At 67.6% G+C, this 17,093-nt stretch carries 15 protein-coding genes; 8 read left to right on the top strand and 7 right to left on the bottom strand.

Annotated elements, in window-relative coordinates; genetic code table 11:
• Nucleotides 1-6: 6 nt before the first annotated feature.
• The 3 genes from VHC04_RS19560 (at nt 7) to VHC04_RS19550 (ending at nt 2,458) form a co-directional block, all read left to right on the top strand.
• Nucleotides 7-534 (top strand): arsenate reductase ArsC, encoded by a 528-nt coding sequence (locus tag VHC04_RS19560; RefSeq protein WP_325684414.1) that lies wholly within the window; start codon nt 7-9, stop codon nt 532-534.
• Nucleotides 531-1,622 carry an ACR3 family arsenite efflux transporter gene (gene arsB / locus VHC04_RS19555; protein ID WP_325684413.1) on the top strand — a complete coding sequence of 364 codons (1,092 nt, stop codon included), beginning with the start codon at nt 531-533 and terminating at the stop codon, nt 1,620-1,622. Before VHC04_RS19560 ends, arsB begins: the two co-directional genes overlap by 4 nt.
• Before the next feature lie 230 nt (nt 1,623-1,852).
• Nucleotides 1,853-2,458 carry a PEP-CTERM sorting domain-containing protein gene (locus tag VHC04_RS19550; protein WP_325684412.1) on the top strand — a complete coding sequence of 202 codons (606 nt, stop codon included), beginning with the start codon at nt 1,853-1,855 and terminating at the stop codon, nt 2,456-2,458.
• Nucleotides 2,459-2,658: 200 nt separating this feature from the next.
• Here VHC04_RS19550 and VHC04_RS19545 read toward each other — a convergent pair whose 3' ends face one another.
• On the bottom strand, nt 2,659-3,018 hold the full coding sequence (locus VHC04_RS19545; protein WP_325684411.1) for a PadR family transcriptional regulator: 360 nt from the start codon (nt 3,016-3,018) through the stop codon (nt 2,659-2,661).
• Between the two features lie 67 nt (nt 3,019-3,085).
• Here VHC04_RS19545 and chrA point away from each other — a divergent pair, with 67 nt between their 5' ends.
• Nucleotides 3,086-4,291, top strand: a complete 1,206-nt coding sequence (gene chrA / locus VHC04_RS19540; RefSeq protein WP_325684410.1) for a chromate efflux transporter — start codon at nt 3,086-3,088, stop codon at nt 4,289-4,291.
• Nucleotides 4,292-4,383: 92 nt separating this feature from the next.
• On the opposite strand, the gene VHC04_RS19535 is transcribed toward chrA, so the two are convergent.
• Entirely contained in the window at nt 4,384-4,602 is a 219-nt protein-coding gene (locus VHC04_RS19535) for a cold-shock protein (RefSeq protein ID WP_325684409.1), read from the bottom strand.
• 245 nt (nt 4,603-4,847) lie between these two features.
• Between VHC04_RS19535 and VHC04_RS19530 the strand changes: the two genes are divergently transcribed.
• Nucleotides 4,848-5,087, top strand: a complete 240-nt coding sequence (locus VHC04_RS19530) for a hypothetical protein (RefSeq protein ID WP_325684408.1) — start codon at nt 4,848-4,850, stop codon at nt 5,085-5,087.
• A gap of 289 nt (nt 5,088-5,376) precedes the next feature.
• On the opposite strand, the gene VHC04_RS19525 is transcribed toward VHC04_RS19530, so the two are convergent.
• On the bottom strand, nt 5,377-5,871 hold the full coding sequence (locus tag VHC04_RS19525) for a YaiI/YqxD family protein (RefSeq protein WP_325684407.1): 495 nt from the start codon (nt 5,869-5,871) through the stop codon (nt 5,377-5,379).
• A 286-nt stretch (nt 5,872-6,157) separates the two neighbouring features.
• Between VHC04_RS19525 and VHC04_RS19520 the strand changes: the two genes are divergently transcribed.
• Nucleotides 6,158-7,033 (top strand): hypothetical protein, encoded by an 876-nt coding sequence (locus VHC04_RS19520; RefSeq protein ID WP_325684406.1) that lies wholly within the window; start codon nt 6,158-6,160, stop codon nt 7,031-7,033.
• 89 nt (nt 7,034-7,122) lie between these two features.
• Here VHC04_RS19520 and VHC04_RS19515 read toward each other — a convergent pair whose 3' ends face one another.
• The 4 genes from VHC04_RS19515 to VHC04_RS19500 all read right to left on the bottom strand — a co-directional run bounded on the left by VHC04_RS19515 (nt 7,123) and on the right by VHC04_RS19500 (nt 13,676).
• A complete protein-coding gene (locus tag VHC04_RS19515) occupies nt 7,123-8,334 on the bottom strand; it encodes an MFS transporter (protein WP_325684405.1) in 1,212 nt (403 codons plus the stop codon).
• A 27-nt stretch (nt 8,335-8,361) separates the two neighbouring features.
• Nucleotides 8,362-10,701, bottom strand: a complete 2,340-nt coding sequence (locus VHC04_RS19510) for a CaiB/BaiF CoA-transferase family protein (RefSeq protein WP_325684404.1) — start codon at nt 10,699-10,701, stop codon at nt 8,362-8,364.
• Nucleotides 10,702-10,704: 3 nt separating this feature from the next.
• On the bottom strand, nt 10,705-12,291 hold the full coding sequence (locus tag VHC04_RS19505; protein WP_325684403.1) for an acyl-CoA carboxylase subunit beta: 1,587 nt from the start codon (nt 12,289-12,291) through the stop codon (nt 10,705-10,707).
• 161 nt (nt 12,292-12,452) lie between these two features.
• The gene (locus VHC04_RS19500; RefSeq protein ID WP_325684402.1) at nt 12,453-13,676 is read right to left on the bottom strand and encodes a calcium-binding protein; all 1,224 of its coding nucleotides are present in this window, start codon (nt 13,674-13,676) and stop codon (nt 12,453-12,455) included.
• Between the two features lie 178 nt (nt 13,677-13,854).
• On the opposite strand from VHC04_RS19500, the gene VHC04_RS19495 reads away from it, so the two are divergent.
• Complete coding sequence (locus VHC04_RS19495; protein WP_325684401.1) at nt 13,855-14,898, top strand: MBL fold metallo-hydrolase; 1,044 nt, start codon at nt 13,855-13,857, stop codon at nt 14,896-14,898.
• 336 nt (nt 14,899-15,234) lie between these two features.
• Nucleotides 15,235-17,064, top strand: coding sequence for an alkaline phosphatase family protein (locus VHC04_RS19490; RefSeq protein WP_325684400.1), 1,830 nt, complete (start codon nt 15,235-15,237; stop codon nt 17,062-17,064).
• Nucleotides 17,065-17,093 lie beyond the last annotated feature (29 nt).

The following is a 17,093-nucleotide window of genomic DNA, read 5'->3' as shown; positions in this document are numbered from 1 at the left end:
GGCAATATGGACCGCCAGCCCTTCAACGCCCTGTTTCTCTGCACGGGCAACTCGGCGCGGAGCATCCTTGCCGAGTGCCTGCTGCGGGAGCTGGGCAAAGGCCATTTCAACGCCTACAGCGCCGGCAGCTTTCCGAAGGGTGTGGTTCATCCTCAAGCGCTGCACCTGCTGACGGAACAAGGCTACTCGACCGGTAGGCTGCGCTCGAAATCCTGGGATGAGTTTGCCGTTCCCGGTGCGCCCGTCATGGACTTTGTCGTTACTGTCTGCGACCAGGCCGCCGGCGAGATATGCCCGGTCTGGCCTGGGCATCCGGTCACGGCGCACTGGGGCATTCCCGATCCAGCGGCCGTCACCGACGACGGCGCGGGTGCACAGATGCTTGCCTTCCGGGATGCGTTCCGCATGCTGGAGCGGCGTATCACGCTGTTCCTTGCCTTGCCGCTCGCCTCGCTCGACCGGATCGCGCTCAAACGCGAGGTCGATGCGATCGGCCGTGTTCGTCCGGACACCGCCGAGCATTGCGCGTCATGAGCGGGACAACCGTCAGTGCCGGAACCGCGTCGGCGAAGAAGCCGGCCATGGGCCTGTTCGAGCGGTTCCTGACTCTGTGGGTGGCACTGTGCATCATCGCCGGCATCAGTCTGGGCCAGCTGGTGCCGGGTGTGTTCCATGCTCTCGGCAACGCGACCGTGGCGCAGGTCAACCTGCCGGTCGCGGTGCTGGTCTGGCTGATGATCGTGCCGATGCTGCTGAAGATCGATCCGGCGGCGCTGCGCGAAGTCGGGCGGCACTGGCGCGGCATCGCCACGACCGTCGGCGTCAACTGGCTGGTCAAGCCGTTCTCCATGGCGTTGCTGGCCTGGATCTTCATCGCGCATTTGTTCCGTCTCTGGCTGCCGGCCGATCAAATCGCCAGCTACACGGCGGGCCTGATCCTGCTTGCCGCCGCCCCCTGCACCGCCATGGTGTTCGTCTGGTCGAACCTGGTGGATGGCGAACCGCATTTCACACTGAGTCAGGTGGCGCTGAACGACACCATCATGGTGATTGCCTTCGCGCCGATCGTCGGACTGCTGCTGGGCCTGTCCTCGATCACCGTGCCCTGGGACACGCTGTTCCTGTCCGTCGCGCTCTACATCCTCGTGCCGGTTACCGTCGCCCAGCTCTGGCGGCGAACATTGCTGCGGCACGGCGGTCCGGCCGCGCTCGCCTGGATGCTGCGCAAGCTGGCCCCGCTGTCGCTGTCTGCGCTGCTGCTGACATTGGTGCTGCTGTTCGGCCTGCAGGGCGAACAGATCATGCGCCAGCCGTTGGTGATCGTCCTGCTTGCGGTGCCCATCCTCATCCAGGTCTATGCGAATGCCGGCCTGGCCTACTGGCTCAATCGCGCGCTCGGGGTCGAATGGTGCATCGCCGGGCCGTCGGCCCTGATTGGCGCGAGCAATTTTTTCGAGCTGGCCGTGGCGACCGCAATCGTGCTGTTCGGCTTTCAATCAGGTGCGGCGCTGGCGACGGTGGTCGGGGTTCTGGTCGAGGTGCCGGTGATGCTGTCGGTCGTGCACATCGTACGGCGGTCACGGTCATGGTATGATCGCCGTGATATGATCGCGCGCGAGTGACGCCGGAACGAGTGACGCCGGAAAAGGGCGGGCCCTGTCCAACCGGGCACCCTGTATGCGGTTCGCATCCAAGCGGACTCCCAATCTGTGTCGGGAAATTTTACATTCTACGTTTTTTTATAAATGCTGAAACGCGGTAACCCGCTGATATCGAGCGGCGTTTTCCATTTTAAGAGATTTGGCGCGTTTTTTGCTCGCAAGCGCTCGTCAATCGCATGACGGGGAATCAAATGGCAAAACTGCGCTCGCTCGGCTTTGCGGTGGTCGCGGCGGCCGCATCGGCGGCCGCGCCGGCTCATGCAAGCTTGATCGCGGACGGACTCACTTACACGCTGACCGAGTCGGTCCTGAGTTCGCTGACAGCCCAGTTCACGCTCTCGATCACCGGCATCAACGGTGCTTCAGATACCGAAAAGGGCCGCTCGGGCGTGAATGCGATCGCCTTTACCCAGCCCAGCAACTTCTTGAGCGCGGTGATGATCACACCGCCTTCGGGATATAGCTTCATCAACGGTGGACTGAACTCTTCCGGGTGCAACGGCAACGGTAATTTCTTTTGCTTCGACAACACTTCCATACCGCCCACCCCTTCCACCGCGTATGCTGCGGATTCGACCCTGACATTCGTCTTCGACGTGACCCTCTCGTCAGGTAGCTTCGCGGGCTACGCCCCCGATCTGAAGATCGATTGGGTTGGCTCGAAGAACAACTACGACCTTGTGTCGAAGACGATCACGCCGACCCCCGCCCCGGAACCCGCCAGCCTGGCGGTGCTGGGCGTCGGCATGGCCGGCCTTGGTGTGATCCGGAAGCGTCGGCAGCGCGCTGCCGCCTGAAAGCCACACCTGACGGGATGCGCCCGCCGAGAGGAGCAATCGTTCCTCTCGGCGTCTCCCATTTCAGCCGCCAGCGCCGTTCAGGCCGCCTCGGCCGGCCGGGCGGGCACGCCGCAGGCTGTGTTTGAGCCTCGCGTGATGGCTCCATGACCTCACGAGGAGCGGGCGCTGCCCGGTCTCACCAAGCCGCGACGGCCACGTCATGCCGGACCTCGCCGACGGGGCGCGTGTCTACCGTTGCCGCTCACTTCGCCAGTCAGCTCGCGAAGCCGCTCGCGGGCTACCGCGAGGCCTCGCCGCCCCTGGTCCGTTGCGGTGTAGACCTTCCGGCGACGGCCACGCCGACCATCCGCATCGCCGCGCGACACGAGATAGCCGCGTTCCTCCATGGCCTGCAGCATGGGATACAGCGTGCCCGGGCTGAGGCGGTAGCCATGTCGTCCGAGCTCATCGATAAGCCATTGACCGTAGACGTCGCCTTCGGCTGCATGGTGCAGGATGTGAATACGGACGAACCCTGACAGGAGGTCGTGAAATTCCATGGTATCGGTTGTCGTCATCGGAACCCGATAATATCCTGACCTGATGCCCGGGTCGGTATCCTGTCAGCGCGCCCGATCTCCGTCGATGGTGACCGATGCGCAGGTGCCGGCGACAAGCTCGCCGCTTGAGATCCTGCTGGTCTTCCTACGTCTCGGCTGCTCCTGTTTCGGTGGGCCGATCGCACATCTCGGGTATTTCCGCAGCGAATTCGTCGAGCGGCGCCAGTGGTTGACCGAGCGGGCCTATGTTGAGCTCGTCGCTCTCGCGCAGTTCTTGCCGGGGCCGGCCTCGAGCCAGACCGGTTTTGGGATCGGGCTGGTGCGTGGCGGCTGGCGCGGCGGCCTGGCCGCTTGGGCCGGTTTCACCTTGCCTTCGGCGGTGTTGCTGATCCTGTTCGCCTATGGCGCGGGGACCATTGCCGACACCCGGACGGGGGCCGGCCTTCTGCACGGTCTCAAGCTGGCGGCCGTGGCGATCGTTGCACAGGCCGTGCTCGCCATGGCGCGCAGCTTGTGTCCGGATCGCGTGAGAGCATCGATTGCAACGGTGGCACTGATCGTCATGCTGGTCGGCTCATGGCCGCTCTTCCAAATGGGAGCGATTGCGTTGGGGGGCCTCGCTGGCTGGCTGCTGTGCCGTGGCGAGGCGGGCACAACGCCGGACGACGTCGTGATCCCGGTCTCCCGCCGCGCGGGCGGCATCTTCCTCGCCATCTTCGTCTTGCTGTTGGCGATCGCGTTCGTGCCGGCGCATGACGGCATGTTGGCAGAGTTCAACGCCTTCTATCGGTCGGGCGCCCTCGTCTTCGGCGGCGGTCACGTGGTGCTGCCGTTGTTGCACGGTGCGGTCGTGACTCCAGGCTGGGTATCGGATAGCGCTTTCCTCGCCGGCTATGGCGCCGCGCAAGCCGTGCCAGGACCGCTTTTCACGTTCGCGGCCTATCTTGGGGCCGTTGCCGGTACCCCTCCGGGCGGCGTGACAGGGGCGATCATCGCGCTTGTCGGCATCTTCATTCCGGGCATGTTGTGCCTGCTGGGAACGCTGCCCTTCTGGCATGCGCTGCGGGGCTTTCCTGCCGCGCAGGCCGCCATGCGGGGGACCAACGCCGCCGTGGTCGGCCTTTTGGGGGCGGCTCTCTACGACCCGGTCTGGACGAGCGCGGTGCTGGCGGCCCGGGATCTTGCGGTGGCGGCAACAGGGTTCGTGCTCCTGACCGTCTGGCGCGCGCCGCCGCTGCTTATCGTTGCGCTCTCGGCGATCGCCGGGGCCGGGTTGCGTCTGATTGGCTGACAGGCGGGTTTCATGGGCCCGATCACGGCCAGGGCGGCACGGCGCAGGCTTCCGGCGATCTCTCCGACCGGGACTCCGTTCCGATAGCGTGATCAAGAACGCCGGACGCCCCGCCGCAGATTGACGGCGACCATCCCCCGACGAGGCCCGGAGACCAGGTCGAAACTGACTCGCTGGCCTTCCTGCAGGTCGGTCTGAGCGGCTCGCCGGACGGCGGTGATATGGATGGGGACATCGTTGTCGCCATTGTCAGGCGTGATGAAGCCGATCCCCTTGGCAGCGTCGAGCTTCTTCACGATACCGGTCGCCATCGCCGCTGCATCCAATCGAATCCATGATCTTTCGCCCCGCCACTGGTCGCTCAGCCTTGGCGGCGCATGACCCATGGTGGGAACGCGTTGTATTCAGTGCTGACGCACATGGCACGATACCGCTTCCTAAAAATTGCACATAACACGATAATGTGAACTAAGGGTTGTCAATCATTTCGTTTCATATCTCCCCGCGAGCAATTGCCGATGCTTTAACGGAGAAATCGTAACAGAAGGCTATGGGAATGGCAGACACCCCGGATGCGCTTCGTGCAAGAGTTGGCCAGGCTCGGCAAACTTCGCAAAAATACCAGCAATATTACCCGAACATCGCGAAGGAGCTGCTCGATCTGGCGGACAAGCTCGAAGCCGAGGCCAGGAGGCTGGAGAGCGAGATGGTTTCCGCCGCACCGAAAAAAGTCGGGGGCGGCGCGGTGACAGTAAGCCGCCCCCAATATAGTAGGAGGACCGACCCCGGCGGATAAGCCAGGGATCATCCTCCCGAACTGTGACCTGTGCTGCGCCAAATCACAAGTTATGATTGCAAGACTGCCGAGCTGCGCTCGCATCCCACTCAACCGCGACGCTTCCGTCCTGGCCCGCTTCGCCGCCACGGGGCGGCGCGATGATCGTCGTTCCGTGCATCGTGCGGTCAGGCGGCGCGCGGTCAGGCGGTCGGTATTCCGGACCGCGTGGCCGGGGCACGGCAATGACGAGCGGCGGACCAAGCGGCAAACGTGGACATCCTTCGCGGCTGGTGGCCGGCAACGATCGTCAGTCCGGTTCAGGCGGCCGCAGCTTCAGGGGGATTGGGGCGCCGCGCCGAGCCGCGTGCACAAGGCGGTCAAGGGCGTTGAGGAAACAGGCGCGATCCCGCTGCGTCAGGGCGGAGGGGCCGCCTTGGTTGATGCCGGATTCTCGCAGGTGCTGATTGAGGATTCGGCCGGCCAGGGCCCCGCCAATGTTGCCGCTGGTCCATTCCTGCCCATTGAAGGCCAGGGCGCGGGCGCCTCGTGCCAGGCAGCGGGCGGCGAGCGGTATGTCCGCGGTCGCACAGATATCGGCGGCGGTGATCCGTTCGGCTATCCAGTCGTCCGCCGCGTCGGGGCCGGCTGACACAACGATCATTTGGACATTTGGCAATCCCGGCCCGCGGATCGGACGAGATCCGTTGGATACGATACGAACCGCAACATGCAGCCGGCCTGCGACACGATAGACCTCTTCGCGCACCGGACATGCGTCAGCATCGACGTAGATCGTTGTCATCCGAAGGGCCACTAGGCCTTCCTGGCTGGACCGGCAACCCATATGCGCAGCCGCCGGCCCGGTGCATCGGCGGACGGCGCCGATCTTCGCGCATCACGCGTTCATGATGTCACGCCCCCGAACCATCCTGTCCGTCCGGCGTTGCAACAGTGCACCTGCGCCGGCTTTGAGGGCGGGAGGCATCATACCGATCCTGGAGGGAAATCATGGGGCGTGGAATTCTGCTTTGGCTGCTGGGCGTGCCAATCCCGATCATCATCCTGCTCGCGCTGGTCTGGCATTGAGCATGGACACCGTTTCAGTGACCGCCGCCGCGCCATCCGTGGCGGTGGCGAACGAATCGCGCGTCTCGGCGGTCAGTTGGGCAGCGATCATCGCGGGTACCGCGGCGGCGCTGGCCCTGGGCATCGTCCTGACCGCGCTGGCCGCCGGCCTGGGCCTGACCACGATTTCCGCCTGGCCGACCATGGGCGCGTCGGCGACGACGTTCGCCATCTCCACCGGCATCGGCCTGATCGTCGTGCAATGGCTGTGCTCCGCGCTGGGCGGCTTCATCACCGGCCGGTTGCGGACCAAATGGGTCGGGCTGCACAGCCACGAGGTATTCTTCCGGGATACCGCGCACGGCTTCCTGTCCTGGACGGTGACGACCATCATCGGTGCCGCCTTCCTGGCCTCGGCCACCGGCGCGCTGGTCAGCGGCGGCGCCCATGCGGTGTCCAGCGTCGCCGGCGGAGCCGCCCAGGCCGCGGCGTCCAGCGCCTCGTCCGGGTCGTCCGGCGGCGTGTCCAGCTACACCGTTGACACGCTGTTCCGGTCCGATCGTACCGACGCGAACCAGAACAGCCAGGAAGCGGCCGCGCAGGCCACGCGCATCCTGGCCAATGGCGTGGTGACCGGACAGGTGCCGCAGGATGACCGGGCCTATCTGGCGCAGCTGGTGGCGGCGCGCACGGGGCTGTCTCAGGCTGATGCCCAGAAGCGGGTCGATGATGCGATCGCGGCCACCTCTCAGGCGGCGACCAAGGCCAGGGCGGCGGCCGACGCGGCCAGGAAGGCGGCGGCCAACCTGGCGATCTTCACCGCGCTGTCGTTGATGATCGGTGCCTTCATCGCCTCGGTCGCGGCGGCCTATGGCGGCCGCATCCGCGACGAATACTGACCGTTCGGGCACGATCGCCCCGAGGCCGGCGCCCGAGCCCAGCGCCCGAAGCCGGGGCCGGCGGCCGCGCGCGTGCGGCCGCCGCGGCGTCACATCGCCAGCACGGCACGCCGGCGGGCGCGCCAGTCACTGGCCAGCGCCATCACCGCGGTCAGTGCCATGAACAGCACCGAGGAGAAGAACACCCAGCGTGGCAGGCCATGGTCCATGATCCAGCCGCCGATCAGCGGGCCCAGCGTGCCGCCGATGTTGAAGCCGGTGGTGACGATCCCGAACACCCGGCCGAACGCGCCGGGCGGGGAGGCCGCCTTCACCAGCATGTCGCGTGATGGGGAGATCATGCCGGACAGGAACCCCGCCGCCGTCATCGCCAGCACCAGCAGCACCGGCCCCAGGTTGACGCTGCCCACCGCCAGGATCAGGACGCCCGACAGGCCGAAGCCCAGCGCGGCGACGTCGCCGTGGCGCCTGGTCCGGTCGGCAATCACCCCGCCGGCCAGCACGCCGATGGCGGTGGCGAACAGGAAGCCGGACAGGGCGATGTTCGCCGCCGACAGGGTTACGTCATACAGCGACACCAGCGCGACCACGGAGTAGTTCGTCAGCGCTCCGCTGCTCAGGCTCAGCAGCATGAAGAAGATGATCAGGCTGATGACGGTCGGCGTCACCAGCTGCCGCATCGGAATGTGCTGATGCGTCCCCTGCGGCACGCGCGCGGCCACCGCGCGATCCAGCCAGCCGGCGAAGCACAGCGCGGCCGCCACCACCAGGCCAGCCGCCCCGGCGGCCAGGATCGCCGTCTGGAAACCCCAGGCCCGGGCCCCCAGCAGCATCAGGATCGGCGCGATCGCCCCGCCCAGGAACCCGGAAAACGTGTGCACCGAAAACGCGCGGCCCAGCCGGGACGGCTCGATCACCGCGCCCAGGATCGAGTAGTTGGCCGGATGATAGACGGCGTTGGCGACGCCCAGCAGCGCCGAGGCGCACAGGATCCACCAATAGGCCGGATACATCCCGATCGAGACATAGGCTGCGCCGCCCAGGGCCAGGCCGCCGATCAGCACGAGGCGCGCGCCGTACCGGTCCACGGCATAGCCCATCGGCGTCTGCACCACGCCGGAGACGACGTTGAACACCGTCATGGCGAGGCCGAGTTCCACGAAACTCAGCCCGAGATTGTCGCGCAGCATCGGGAACAGCGGCACCAGCACCAGGTAGTAGAAATGGCTGACCAGATGCGCGGCACAGATCAGGCTGAGCGCCTTCAGTTCCCGCCGTATCTCGGTTCTGGCGTCTGTCATGCCTCGCTCATTCATCTCGCTCATTCATCATGCGTCGCTCTGCGCTCGGCGCGGCCGGGGGATGGTGCCGATGACACCGCTATCGGCCAGGCGCTGGATTTCGGCCGTGCTCAACCCCAGCCGGCCGCCCAGGATCGCCTCATTGTCCTGTCCCAGGGTCGGGGCGACCCGGCGAACCTTATAGGCGTCGCGTCCCTCGCGGAACGGCGCCGAGGAATGCCAGTGCGGCCCGGTGAACGGCCGGTCGTGCCGATGCCAGAAGCCACGCGCGGTCAGATGGGCATCCTGGTCCAGCTCCATCGGGCGGCGCACCACGCCGGCGGCGATGCCGGCCCGCTGCAGCCGCGTCATGGCCTCCTCGGCGTCCAGCGTCGCGGTCCAGCCGGCCAGCACCGCTTCCAGCTCCGCCTGGCTGGCGCGGCGGTCCGAGGCGGTCAGGTCCGCCAGGTCGGGTCGGTGCAGCAGGGCGCAACAGGCACGCCAGGCGGCGTCACCGGTCACGGCAATGGTCACCCAGCGGTCGTCGCCGGCGCACGGAAAGCAGCCATGTGGCACATGCACCGGATGGCGGTTGCCCAGGCGTGGCGGCGTTTCGCCCAGCGCCGATTGCGCGATGAGCTCGGGGGCGACGAACGGGATCATGCACTCGACCTGCGACAGGTCGATATTCTGTCCCTGTCCGGTCGCCTGCCGGTGCAGCAGGGCCGCCATCAGCGCCGCGGCCGCATTGAACCCGCCCACCGGATCGCCATAGGCGGTCTGGTTCATCGTCGGCGGATCTTCGGGGAAGCCGGTTACCGTCGGCAGGCCGGATGCCTGCTCCAGCGTCGAGCCATAGCCGCGACAGGCGCTCCAGGCATTGTTGCTGCCGAACGCGGGCATCGACAGCATGATGAGGTTCGGATTGACCCGTGACAACACGGAATAGTCGAGGCCGAGCTTGGGCAGGACCTCGCTGGAATAGTTTTCGATGACGATGTCGGCTTCCGCCACCAGGCGCTTCAGCAGGGCGGCGCCGTCGGGATGGGTCAGGTCCAGGGTGACGTCCAGCTTGTTCCGGTTCATCAACTGGAACCACAGGATCTTTTCGTATTTCTGCGCCGCGATGAATTCCGCCCGCAGGTCGGTGCCGCGCCACCAGTCCGGGTACTGGCAGGCTTCCACCTTCAGGACCTCGGCGCCCAGGTCGCCGAGGTGGCGCGCGGCGGTGGGGCCGGCCCAGCCCATCGTCAGGTCGACGATGCGCACGCCCTCCAGCGGCCGGCGGTCCGGCGGCGCCGGCCTGTCCGGCCAGGCGTTGGGGGAGACGTGCCACTGTGCCTCATCCTCCCCCGCCAGCGGCGCGGTGCCGCCGGATTTCGGCGGTGTGCGGGTCAGGTGCTGCGGCAGGACCGGTGCCTCGAACGCCGCGCCGCCGATGCGCACCGGGCCGAAGGCGCCGCGCTCGCGATGCACCGGCAGTTCCAGCAGCTCAGCCATGGTGGGCACCATGACGATGGGCAGCTTGTATTCCAGCGCCAGGCTGAACCATTCCTCGGCCGTTCTGGTGTCCCACACCGGCTGGAACAGGGCGTCGATCTCCAGTGCGTGAGCCAGGCGGTCGACATTGATGGCGTAGCGGGGGTTCCTGGCGAGGTCCGGCATGCCCATCATGGCGCACAGGCCGCGCCACTGGCCGGGCGTGACGATGGTGACGCCGACCAGCCCGCGCTTCGTCGGATAGATGCCGACCGGATAGTTGCGCCCGAAACGGTTTACCCCGGGGCGGCGGCGGGATTCGCCGGCGTCCCAGGCCACCGCTGCCTCATACTCCGCGATGTTCACCGCGGTTTCATGCGTGCTGACGGAAAACCGCCTGGTGCCGTTGCTGCGGTCGAACAACCCGGCGGCGCTGGCGATGAAGGCGGCGACGCCAGCGATGATGCTGGACTGGTGGTCGGTGGCCAATGTCGGCGGCCCCTCCGCCCGTCCGGTCAGCGCCACCAGCCCGCCCAGCGCCCGCACGACGGCGTCGGTGCCGGCGAAGGCGGCATAGGGCCCGTGCTCTCCGAACCAGGACAGGCGCGTGACCGATACATGCGGCGGCACCGATGCCTGAAACCCGCGCCCGTCCAGCAGCACATCGGCGCCTGGCAGCAACGCCGCCAGCGTCTCCGGCGTTTCGGTGACGCTGCGCTTGTTGGTGTTCAGCCAGGCGAAATACCCGCTCTCCCCGTTCTCCAGCAGCGGCGGCTCCGTCCGCAACGGGTCGCCGCCCGCCGGTTCCAGCTTGATCACGTCGGCGCCGAAATCGGCGAACAGCTTGCCGCAATAGTCCAGCGCCACGCCGGAGCCGACCTGCAGGATGCGGAAACGCGACAGCGGCATCGCTCAGGGCCTCATGGTGAAGAAGGACTGGCCGGGCGTGCGCAGTGGCGCCGCCATGTTGGCCCATTGGCATAGCAGCGGCCTGGTATCGCGCGGATCGATGATCTCATCGATGATGAAGGCCTCGGCGGAGCGGAACGGGCTGCGCATGCGTTCCAGCCGCTCCTCGATCTCCCGCAGTTTCGCCGGCGGATCGTCCGCGGCATCGATCTCCGCGCGGTAGGCGGCTTCGACGCCGCCTTCCAGCGGCAGCGATCCCCAGTTGCCCGACGGCCAGGCATAGCGCACCGGCGTCTGCGTGTGCGGCACGTGCGCGCCACCGCCGACGCCGAAGACGTTGCGGATGATGATCGCGGCCCAGGGCACGGTGGATTGATGGATCGCGCTGATCGCGGTGACGGCGTGGCGCATCGTCGCCGTCGATTCCGCCTCCAGCCCGACGGCGAAGCCGAAGCAGTCCACCAGGTGGACGACCGGCAGGTGAAACGTCTGCGCCAGGTCCACGAAGCGGGTGATTTTCCGCGATGCCGCCGCGCCCCACGCCCCGCCGTTGAACAACGGGTCGCCAGCCAGCACCGCGACCGGCCACCCGTCCAGCCGGGCGAAGCCGGTGATGATCTGGCGGCCGAAATGCCGGCCCATTTCGAAGAAGCTGCCCCGGTCCATCACGGCTTCGATGATCCGCCGCATGCTGTAGGCCTTGCGCCGATCCTTTGGCACGATGGAGATCAGCTGCGGATCGCGCCGCTCGGGGCTGTCCAGCGACCGTTGCCGGGGCGGCAGGTCCCACACCGAGGACGGCAGATAGGACAGGAAGCGCCGGGCCCGATCGAAGGCTTCCTCTTCCGTGTCCACCGCGTCGTCCACCGTGCCGGCCGGGACCTGCACATGGTGGCCGCCCAGCTGCTGCTTGGTGCGCTTTTCGCCCAGCCGTTCCACCACCGGCGGGCCGGCGACGAAGATAGCCGAGGTGTCCTTCACCATCAGCGAATAGTGGCTGGCGGCCAGCCGCGCGGCGCCCAGGCCGGCGACCGATCCCAGGCCCATGGTGACGACGGGGATGCGGCCCATGTTCTGTGCGCACAGCCACAGGCCGGAGCTCTGGCCGATGCCGCCGGGCAGGTTGGCGTGGCCGCGCGTCTCGATGGTCTTGACCGAGCCGCCGCCGCCGGACCCCTCGATCATGCGGATCAGCGGGATGCGGAATTCCCCGGCCATCTTCTCGGGGACGAAATACTTGTTCTTGATCGAGGCATCCGCCGATCCGCCGCGGACGGTGAAATCGTCGCCGTAGATCACCACCGGCCGGCCATCCACGGTGCCGCGGCCGAACACGCCGTTGGCCGGCAGGAACTCCGTCATGGTACCCTGGGCGTCGTAGCTGCCCTTGCCGGCGATGGAGCCGATTTCCAGGAACGAGCCGTGGTCCAGCATCCGGTCGATGCGTTCGCGCACCGTCAGCCGGCCGCCGGCATGCTGGCGCGCCACCCGCTCCGCACCGCCCATCCGGCGGACGATGCTCTGGCGCTCGGCGAGTTCCTCCAGCTCCGGTCGCCAATCGGCGGCCGGCGCGGCGTGGGGTCTGGTCATGGCGGCGTGGTTCCTGGACGTCACCGCCAATGTTTCCACCACTGTCCCGCGGGGTCAAACGACCCGCCTCGGTGCAGGCGCGCGCGGCGTGTCCGGCCCGGCCGCGGTTTGCGGCGTGTCCGGCCCGGCCGCGGTTCGGCGTGTCTGGCCCGGCCGCGGGTTCAGGTCACCGCGCCGCCATAATGGATCATGCCGTCGAGCTGCGAGGCGCTGGTCAGGTTGGAGAAGGTGATGGAGGTGTTGTCGCTGAGCGTCAGCGTGACCCCGCCGGACCCGACGATCGCGTCATCCTGAAGCTGCGAGGCGGAGCCGGTGGCGGCATAGCCCTCGATGAACACCCGGTCGGCGCCGGTGAAGTTGGCGATCACGTCCGATCCGCCGCCGGTCGCCTGCTTGAAGAAAACGAAACGGTCGGCGCCGCTGCCGCCGACCATGGTGGCGGAGCCGCCGGCCATGCCGGCGATCAGCGTGTCGTTGCCCGACCCGGCGATCATCAGCGTGCTGTTGTCGTCCTGCGATTGCGACATCCAGACCGCGCCGCTGGACCCCGCGGCGTTCAGCGTCTCCGCCCCGCCGCTGGTGACCAGGGCGTTCGGCTGATCGGCCGTGCCGCTGGTGCCGACCAGGAAGATGTTCTGGCCGCCCGCGCCGAAGACCGTCGCGGTGCCGGCCGAGGCATTGACGGTCGCGTTGTCGTCCGTGTTGACGCTGAAGACCACGCCGCCGGCGCCGGCTGTCACCGAGGTGGCGCCGGTGCCGCCCAGGATGGTGGAGGTCCCGGCGCCGCCGACGAACAGCATCGATCCGGAGCCGCCGAACACGGTGGAATTGCCGGAGGCATTGATGGTGTCATTGCCATAGGAGACGATCAGGTCGTCGCCGGTCAGGTTCATCAGGTTGGCGCCGGTGCTGCCGGTGATGGTGCCAGAGCCTTCGGCGGTGATCACGTTCAGGCCGCCGCCGTCGATGGCGATCTGGACCGTGCCGGCGCCGGTCTGGGAGACGACGTTGTCGCCGCCCGAGGCGGCGATGGTCGCATTGCCGGCCAGCTGGAACAGGCCGCCGCCGGTGGACACGATCAGGCTGGTGTCCGGCCCGGCCATGACCGTCGTGGCCGTGCCGGCGACGTCGGCGATGAAGCCGTAGCCCGCGGGCACGGACCCCGACGGCGAACCGGTCAGGACAAGGTGCTGGGCGCCGCCGCCGGGCGCCGGAATGCTGCCACCACCGCCGACCGAGGTGACGGTCAGCGGGCTGGCCGCGTACAGCGCGTCCGAGATCTGCTGGGCGATCGAGCGGGCAAGGCTGTTGTTGAAGGTATAGGTGACCGATTCCGTCTTGTCGGACGAAGTCGGGATCATGACGGAGACGGTCGATTGCACCATTTAGGCGGTTCCCCGGGACGGCTTGTTTCCTGGTAAGGCGATCACGATTGCCATGGGCGGGTGATATTATACTTAAGGATGTTATACAATAGAAAATACAACTTTAGATAGAGGTCATCGCCGAACCGTTGCGGCCGCGGGGTTTCAGTCCCCGGCAAAACTGGTCTAGGCAGGGGGCATGCAGCACGATCCCGTTTCCGGCCTGGATTTCCCGTTCACGCAGCCGCCCGCGCCCGGCGAGCTGATCGTGGTCGCGGATGGCCTGCGCTGGATGCGCCTGCCGCTGCCGTACCGCCTGGACCATGTGAACATCTACCTGATCCGGGCGGATCGGGGCTGGGTGGCGCTGGATACCGGCCTGGGCACCGATGACTGCCGGCGCGGCTGGGACACCGCCTTCGCCGGCCCGCTGAAGCAGGACGGCCTGTCATCCCTGATCGTGTCGCACTTCCATCCCGATCATGTCGGACTGGCCAACTGGCTGGTGGAGCGCTGCGGGATCGAGCTGACCATGCCACGTCCGGAATACCTGCACAGCCTGGTGCTGCAGCACGCGCCCGCGGATTTCGGCAACGACGTGTTCCGCCCGTTCTACCGCCGTCACGGCCTGGCGCCGGACGTGACCGAGATCGTGCTGAGCCGCGGCCACGAATATCTGCGCCGCACCACCGGGGTGCCGCCATCCTATCACCGGATCAAGCACAACGACGCGGTCACCATCGGCGGCCGGACCTTCCAGGTGCGGACAGGCGGCGGCCACGCGCTGGAGCAGGCCATGCTGTACCGGCCCGAGGACCGGCTGTTCCTGGCAGCCGACCAGGTGATCGCCCGGATCTCCCCCAATGTCAGCGTGCATCCGATGGAGCCGACGCTGGATGCGCTGGGCATCTATCTGGCCTCGCTGCGGGACATCAGGGCCACGGTGAACGAGGATGTGCTGGTCCTGCCCGGGCATGGGCTGCCGTTCTACGGGCTGCACCGGCGGATCGACGCGCTGATCGAGCATCACGGGCTGCGCTGCGGAGAGATCGAGGCCGCATGCCGGACCGCTCCGCTATCGGTGGCCGAGATCCTGCCTTTCGTCTTCACGCGGGAACTGGATGCGCACCAGACCGGCTTCGCGTTCGGCGAGGTGCTGGCGCACGTGAACCACATGCTGGCGGAGGGACGGCTGCGGCTGGAGGCCGATGCCGCGGGCGTGGATCGTTACCGGACCGTCTGACCCCGGACCGTCTGACCCCGGACCGTTCCCGACACCCGCCCCGGCGCTGCGGGAGATCGTCGCCGCCCGCGCCGTGCAGTGCAAGGCGAGTAGCGCCATGGCCGCGCGGATTCAGGTCCGCATCGAACGTGTCCCCGCTCCGGAGCGCGATCGCCGGGATCGACAACCGGCAGGCGTGGACCGCGCAATGCCCGGCTGCGGCGGCGCCGGCCGGACTCCGTCGCTGTTTCTTCCCTTTGTCGCTGTTTCTTCCCTTTGTCATTGTTTCTTCACATGTCGTGACGGTGCGGGCGGGGTAGCCGGTGTCCGGAGACCGCTTTACGGAGTCGCCTTTCGATGCGCCGCCTGCTTGCCGCCACCTGCTTGCTGCCCTTCCTGCTCTCAGCCGCCCAGGCCGCGGACCCGGCCCAGCCGCACACGCCGCATAACGTCATCCTGTTCGTCGCCGACGGGCTGCGGCCGGGCATGGTGACTGAGCAGACCGCCCCGGCGATGACGGCGCTGATGAAGCGCGGCGTGCGGTTCGCCAACACGCATTCGGTGTTCCCCACCTTCACCACGCCGAACGCCTCGGCCATGGCGACCGGCCACTACCTGGGTGACACTGGCGACTTCTCCAACACCATTTATACGGGCTTCCCGGTGCCGGGCGCCGGGGAAAGCCTGACCCCGTTCCTGGAAAGCGACCCCGTGCTGGGCGATATCGATGAGCACTTCGCCGGCAATTACCTGAACGAAACCACGATCCTGCGCGCCGCCGCCGAGGCCGGGCTGTCCACCGCCACCATCGGCAAGCTCGGGCCGGCGCTGATCTTCGACCACACCGGCGGCGCGGCCACGCAGACCGTCATCGCCGATGACCAGACCGGGCACGCGGGCGGCGTTCCGCTATCGGCCGAGGTGCAGGCTGCGTTGCGGAAGGCCGGCCTGGCCACCCAGGCCCCCTCGCGCGGGGAGAACGGCAAGGCGGGCACCGCCACCACGCCCGGCACGCATGTCGCGAATGTGGAGCAGCAGAAATGGTTCGCCGATCTCGCGGCGAAGGTCGTGCTGCCGATGTTCAGGGACCGGCACAAACCGTTCGTGATGGTGTTCTGGTCGCGCGATCCGGACGGCACGCAGCACAACCAGGGCGACTCGCTGATGCGGCTGCTGCCGGGGATCGATGGACCGACCTCGCTCGCCTCGATCCGCAACGCCGATGACAACCTGGCGGAGCTTCTCGCCGCGCTGAAGGCGCTGGGCCTGGAAGGCTCGACCGATGTCGTCCTGACCTCCGATCACGGCTTCTCCACCATCTCCAAGGAGAGCGCGACGAGCCACGCCGCGCGGCAGGGCTATCCGGGCGTGCCGGCCGGCCTGCTGCCGCCGGGCTTCGTGGCCATCGATCTCGCGCACGGGCTGGGGCTGAAGCTGTTCGATCCGGACGCGAAGGGCGACGCCAGGAACACGGCCCTGGCACCGGGCGCGGCGCCGGCCCGGGCGAACGGCCTGATCGGGGACGACGCGGCCAACCCCGCCGTCGTGGTGGCCGCGAACGGTGGCTCCGACCTCGTGTATCTGCCGAAGCCGGACAGGACGCTGGCCGAACGGGTGGTGAAGATCCTGGCGGCGCAGGACTATGTCAGCGGCCTGTTCGTCGATTCCCGCCTGGGGCCGATCCCGGGAACGCTGCCGCTGTCGGCGATCGCGCTGGAGGGCACGGCGATCACGCCGATGCCGGCGATCGCGGTGAATTTCCGCAGCTTCTCGACCGGCTGCGCCGATCAGACGACCTGCGGCGTGGAGGTCGCCGATACCGGCCTGCAGCAGGGCCAGGGCATGCATGGCAGCTTCAGCCGAGCGGATACGCGCAACATCATGGGGGCGGCGGGACCGGGGTTTCGCGCCGGGTATGTGGACCCGGCCCCGGCCAGCACTCCCGATATCGGCATGACCATCGCCCATGTTCTGGATCTGCATATCCCGCCGAAGGGCAGGCTGATCGGCCGCGTGCTGACCGAGGCGATGCCGAACGGTGCCCAGGCGGGATCGCGTCCGCTGGTGATGCGGTCCGAACCGGATGAGGCCGGCCGCGTGACGGTGCTGAAATACCAGGTGGTCGGCGCGACGCGGTATTTCGACGCCGCCGGCTATCCCGGCCGGACGCTCGGCCTGGGGGAATGACGCCAGCCGGCGTGCGGCCTCGCCCCCGG

Source organism: Rhodopila sp. (assembly GCF_035548095.1).
GTDB lineage: Bacteria > Pseudomonadota > Alphaproteobacteria > Acetobacterales > Acetobacteraceae > Rhodopila.
Note: the sequence above shows the minus strand (reverse complement) of the source record. Positions and strands in the feature narration are given on the sequence as shown.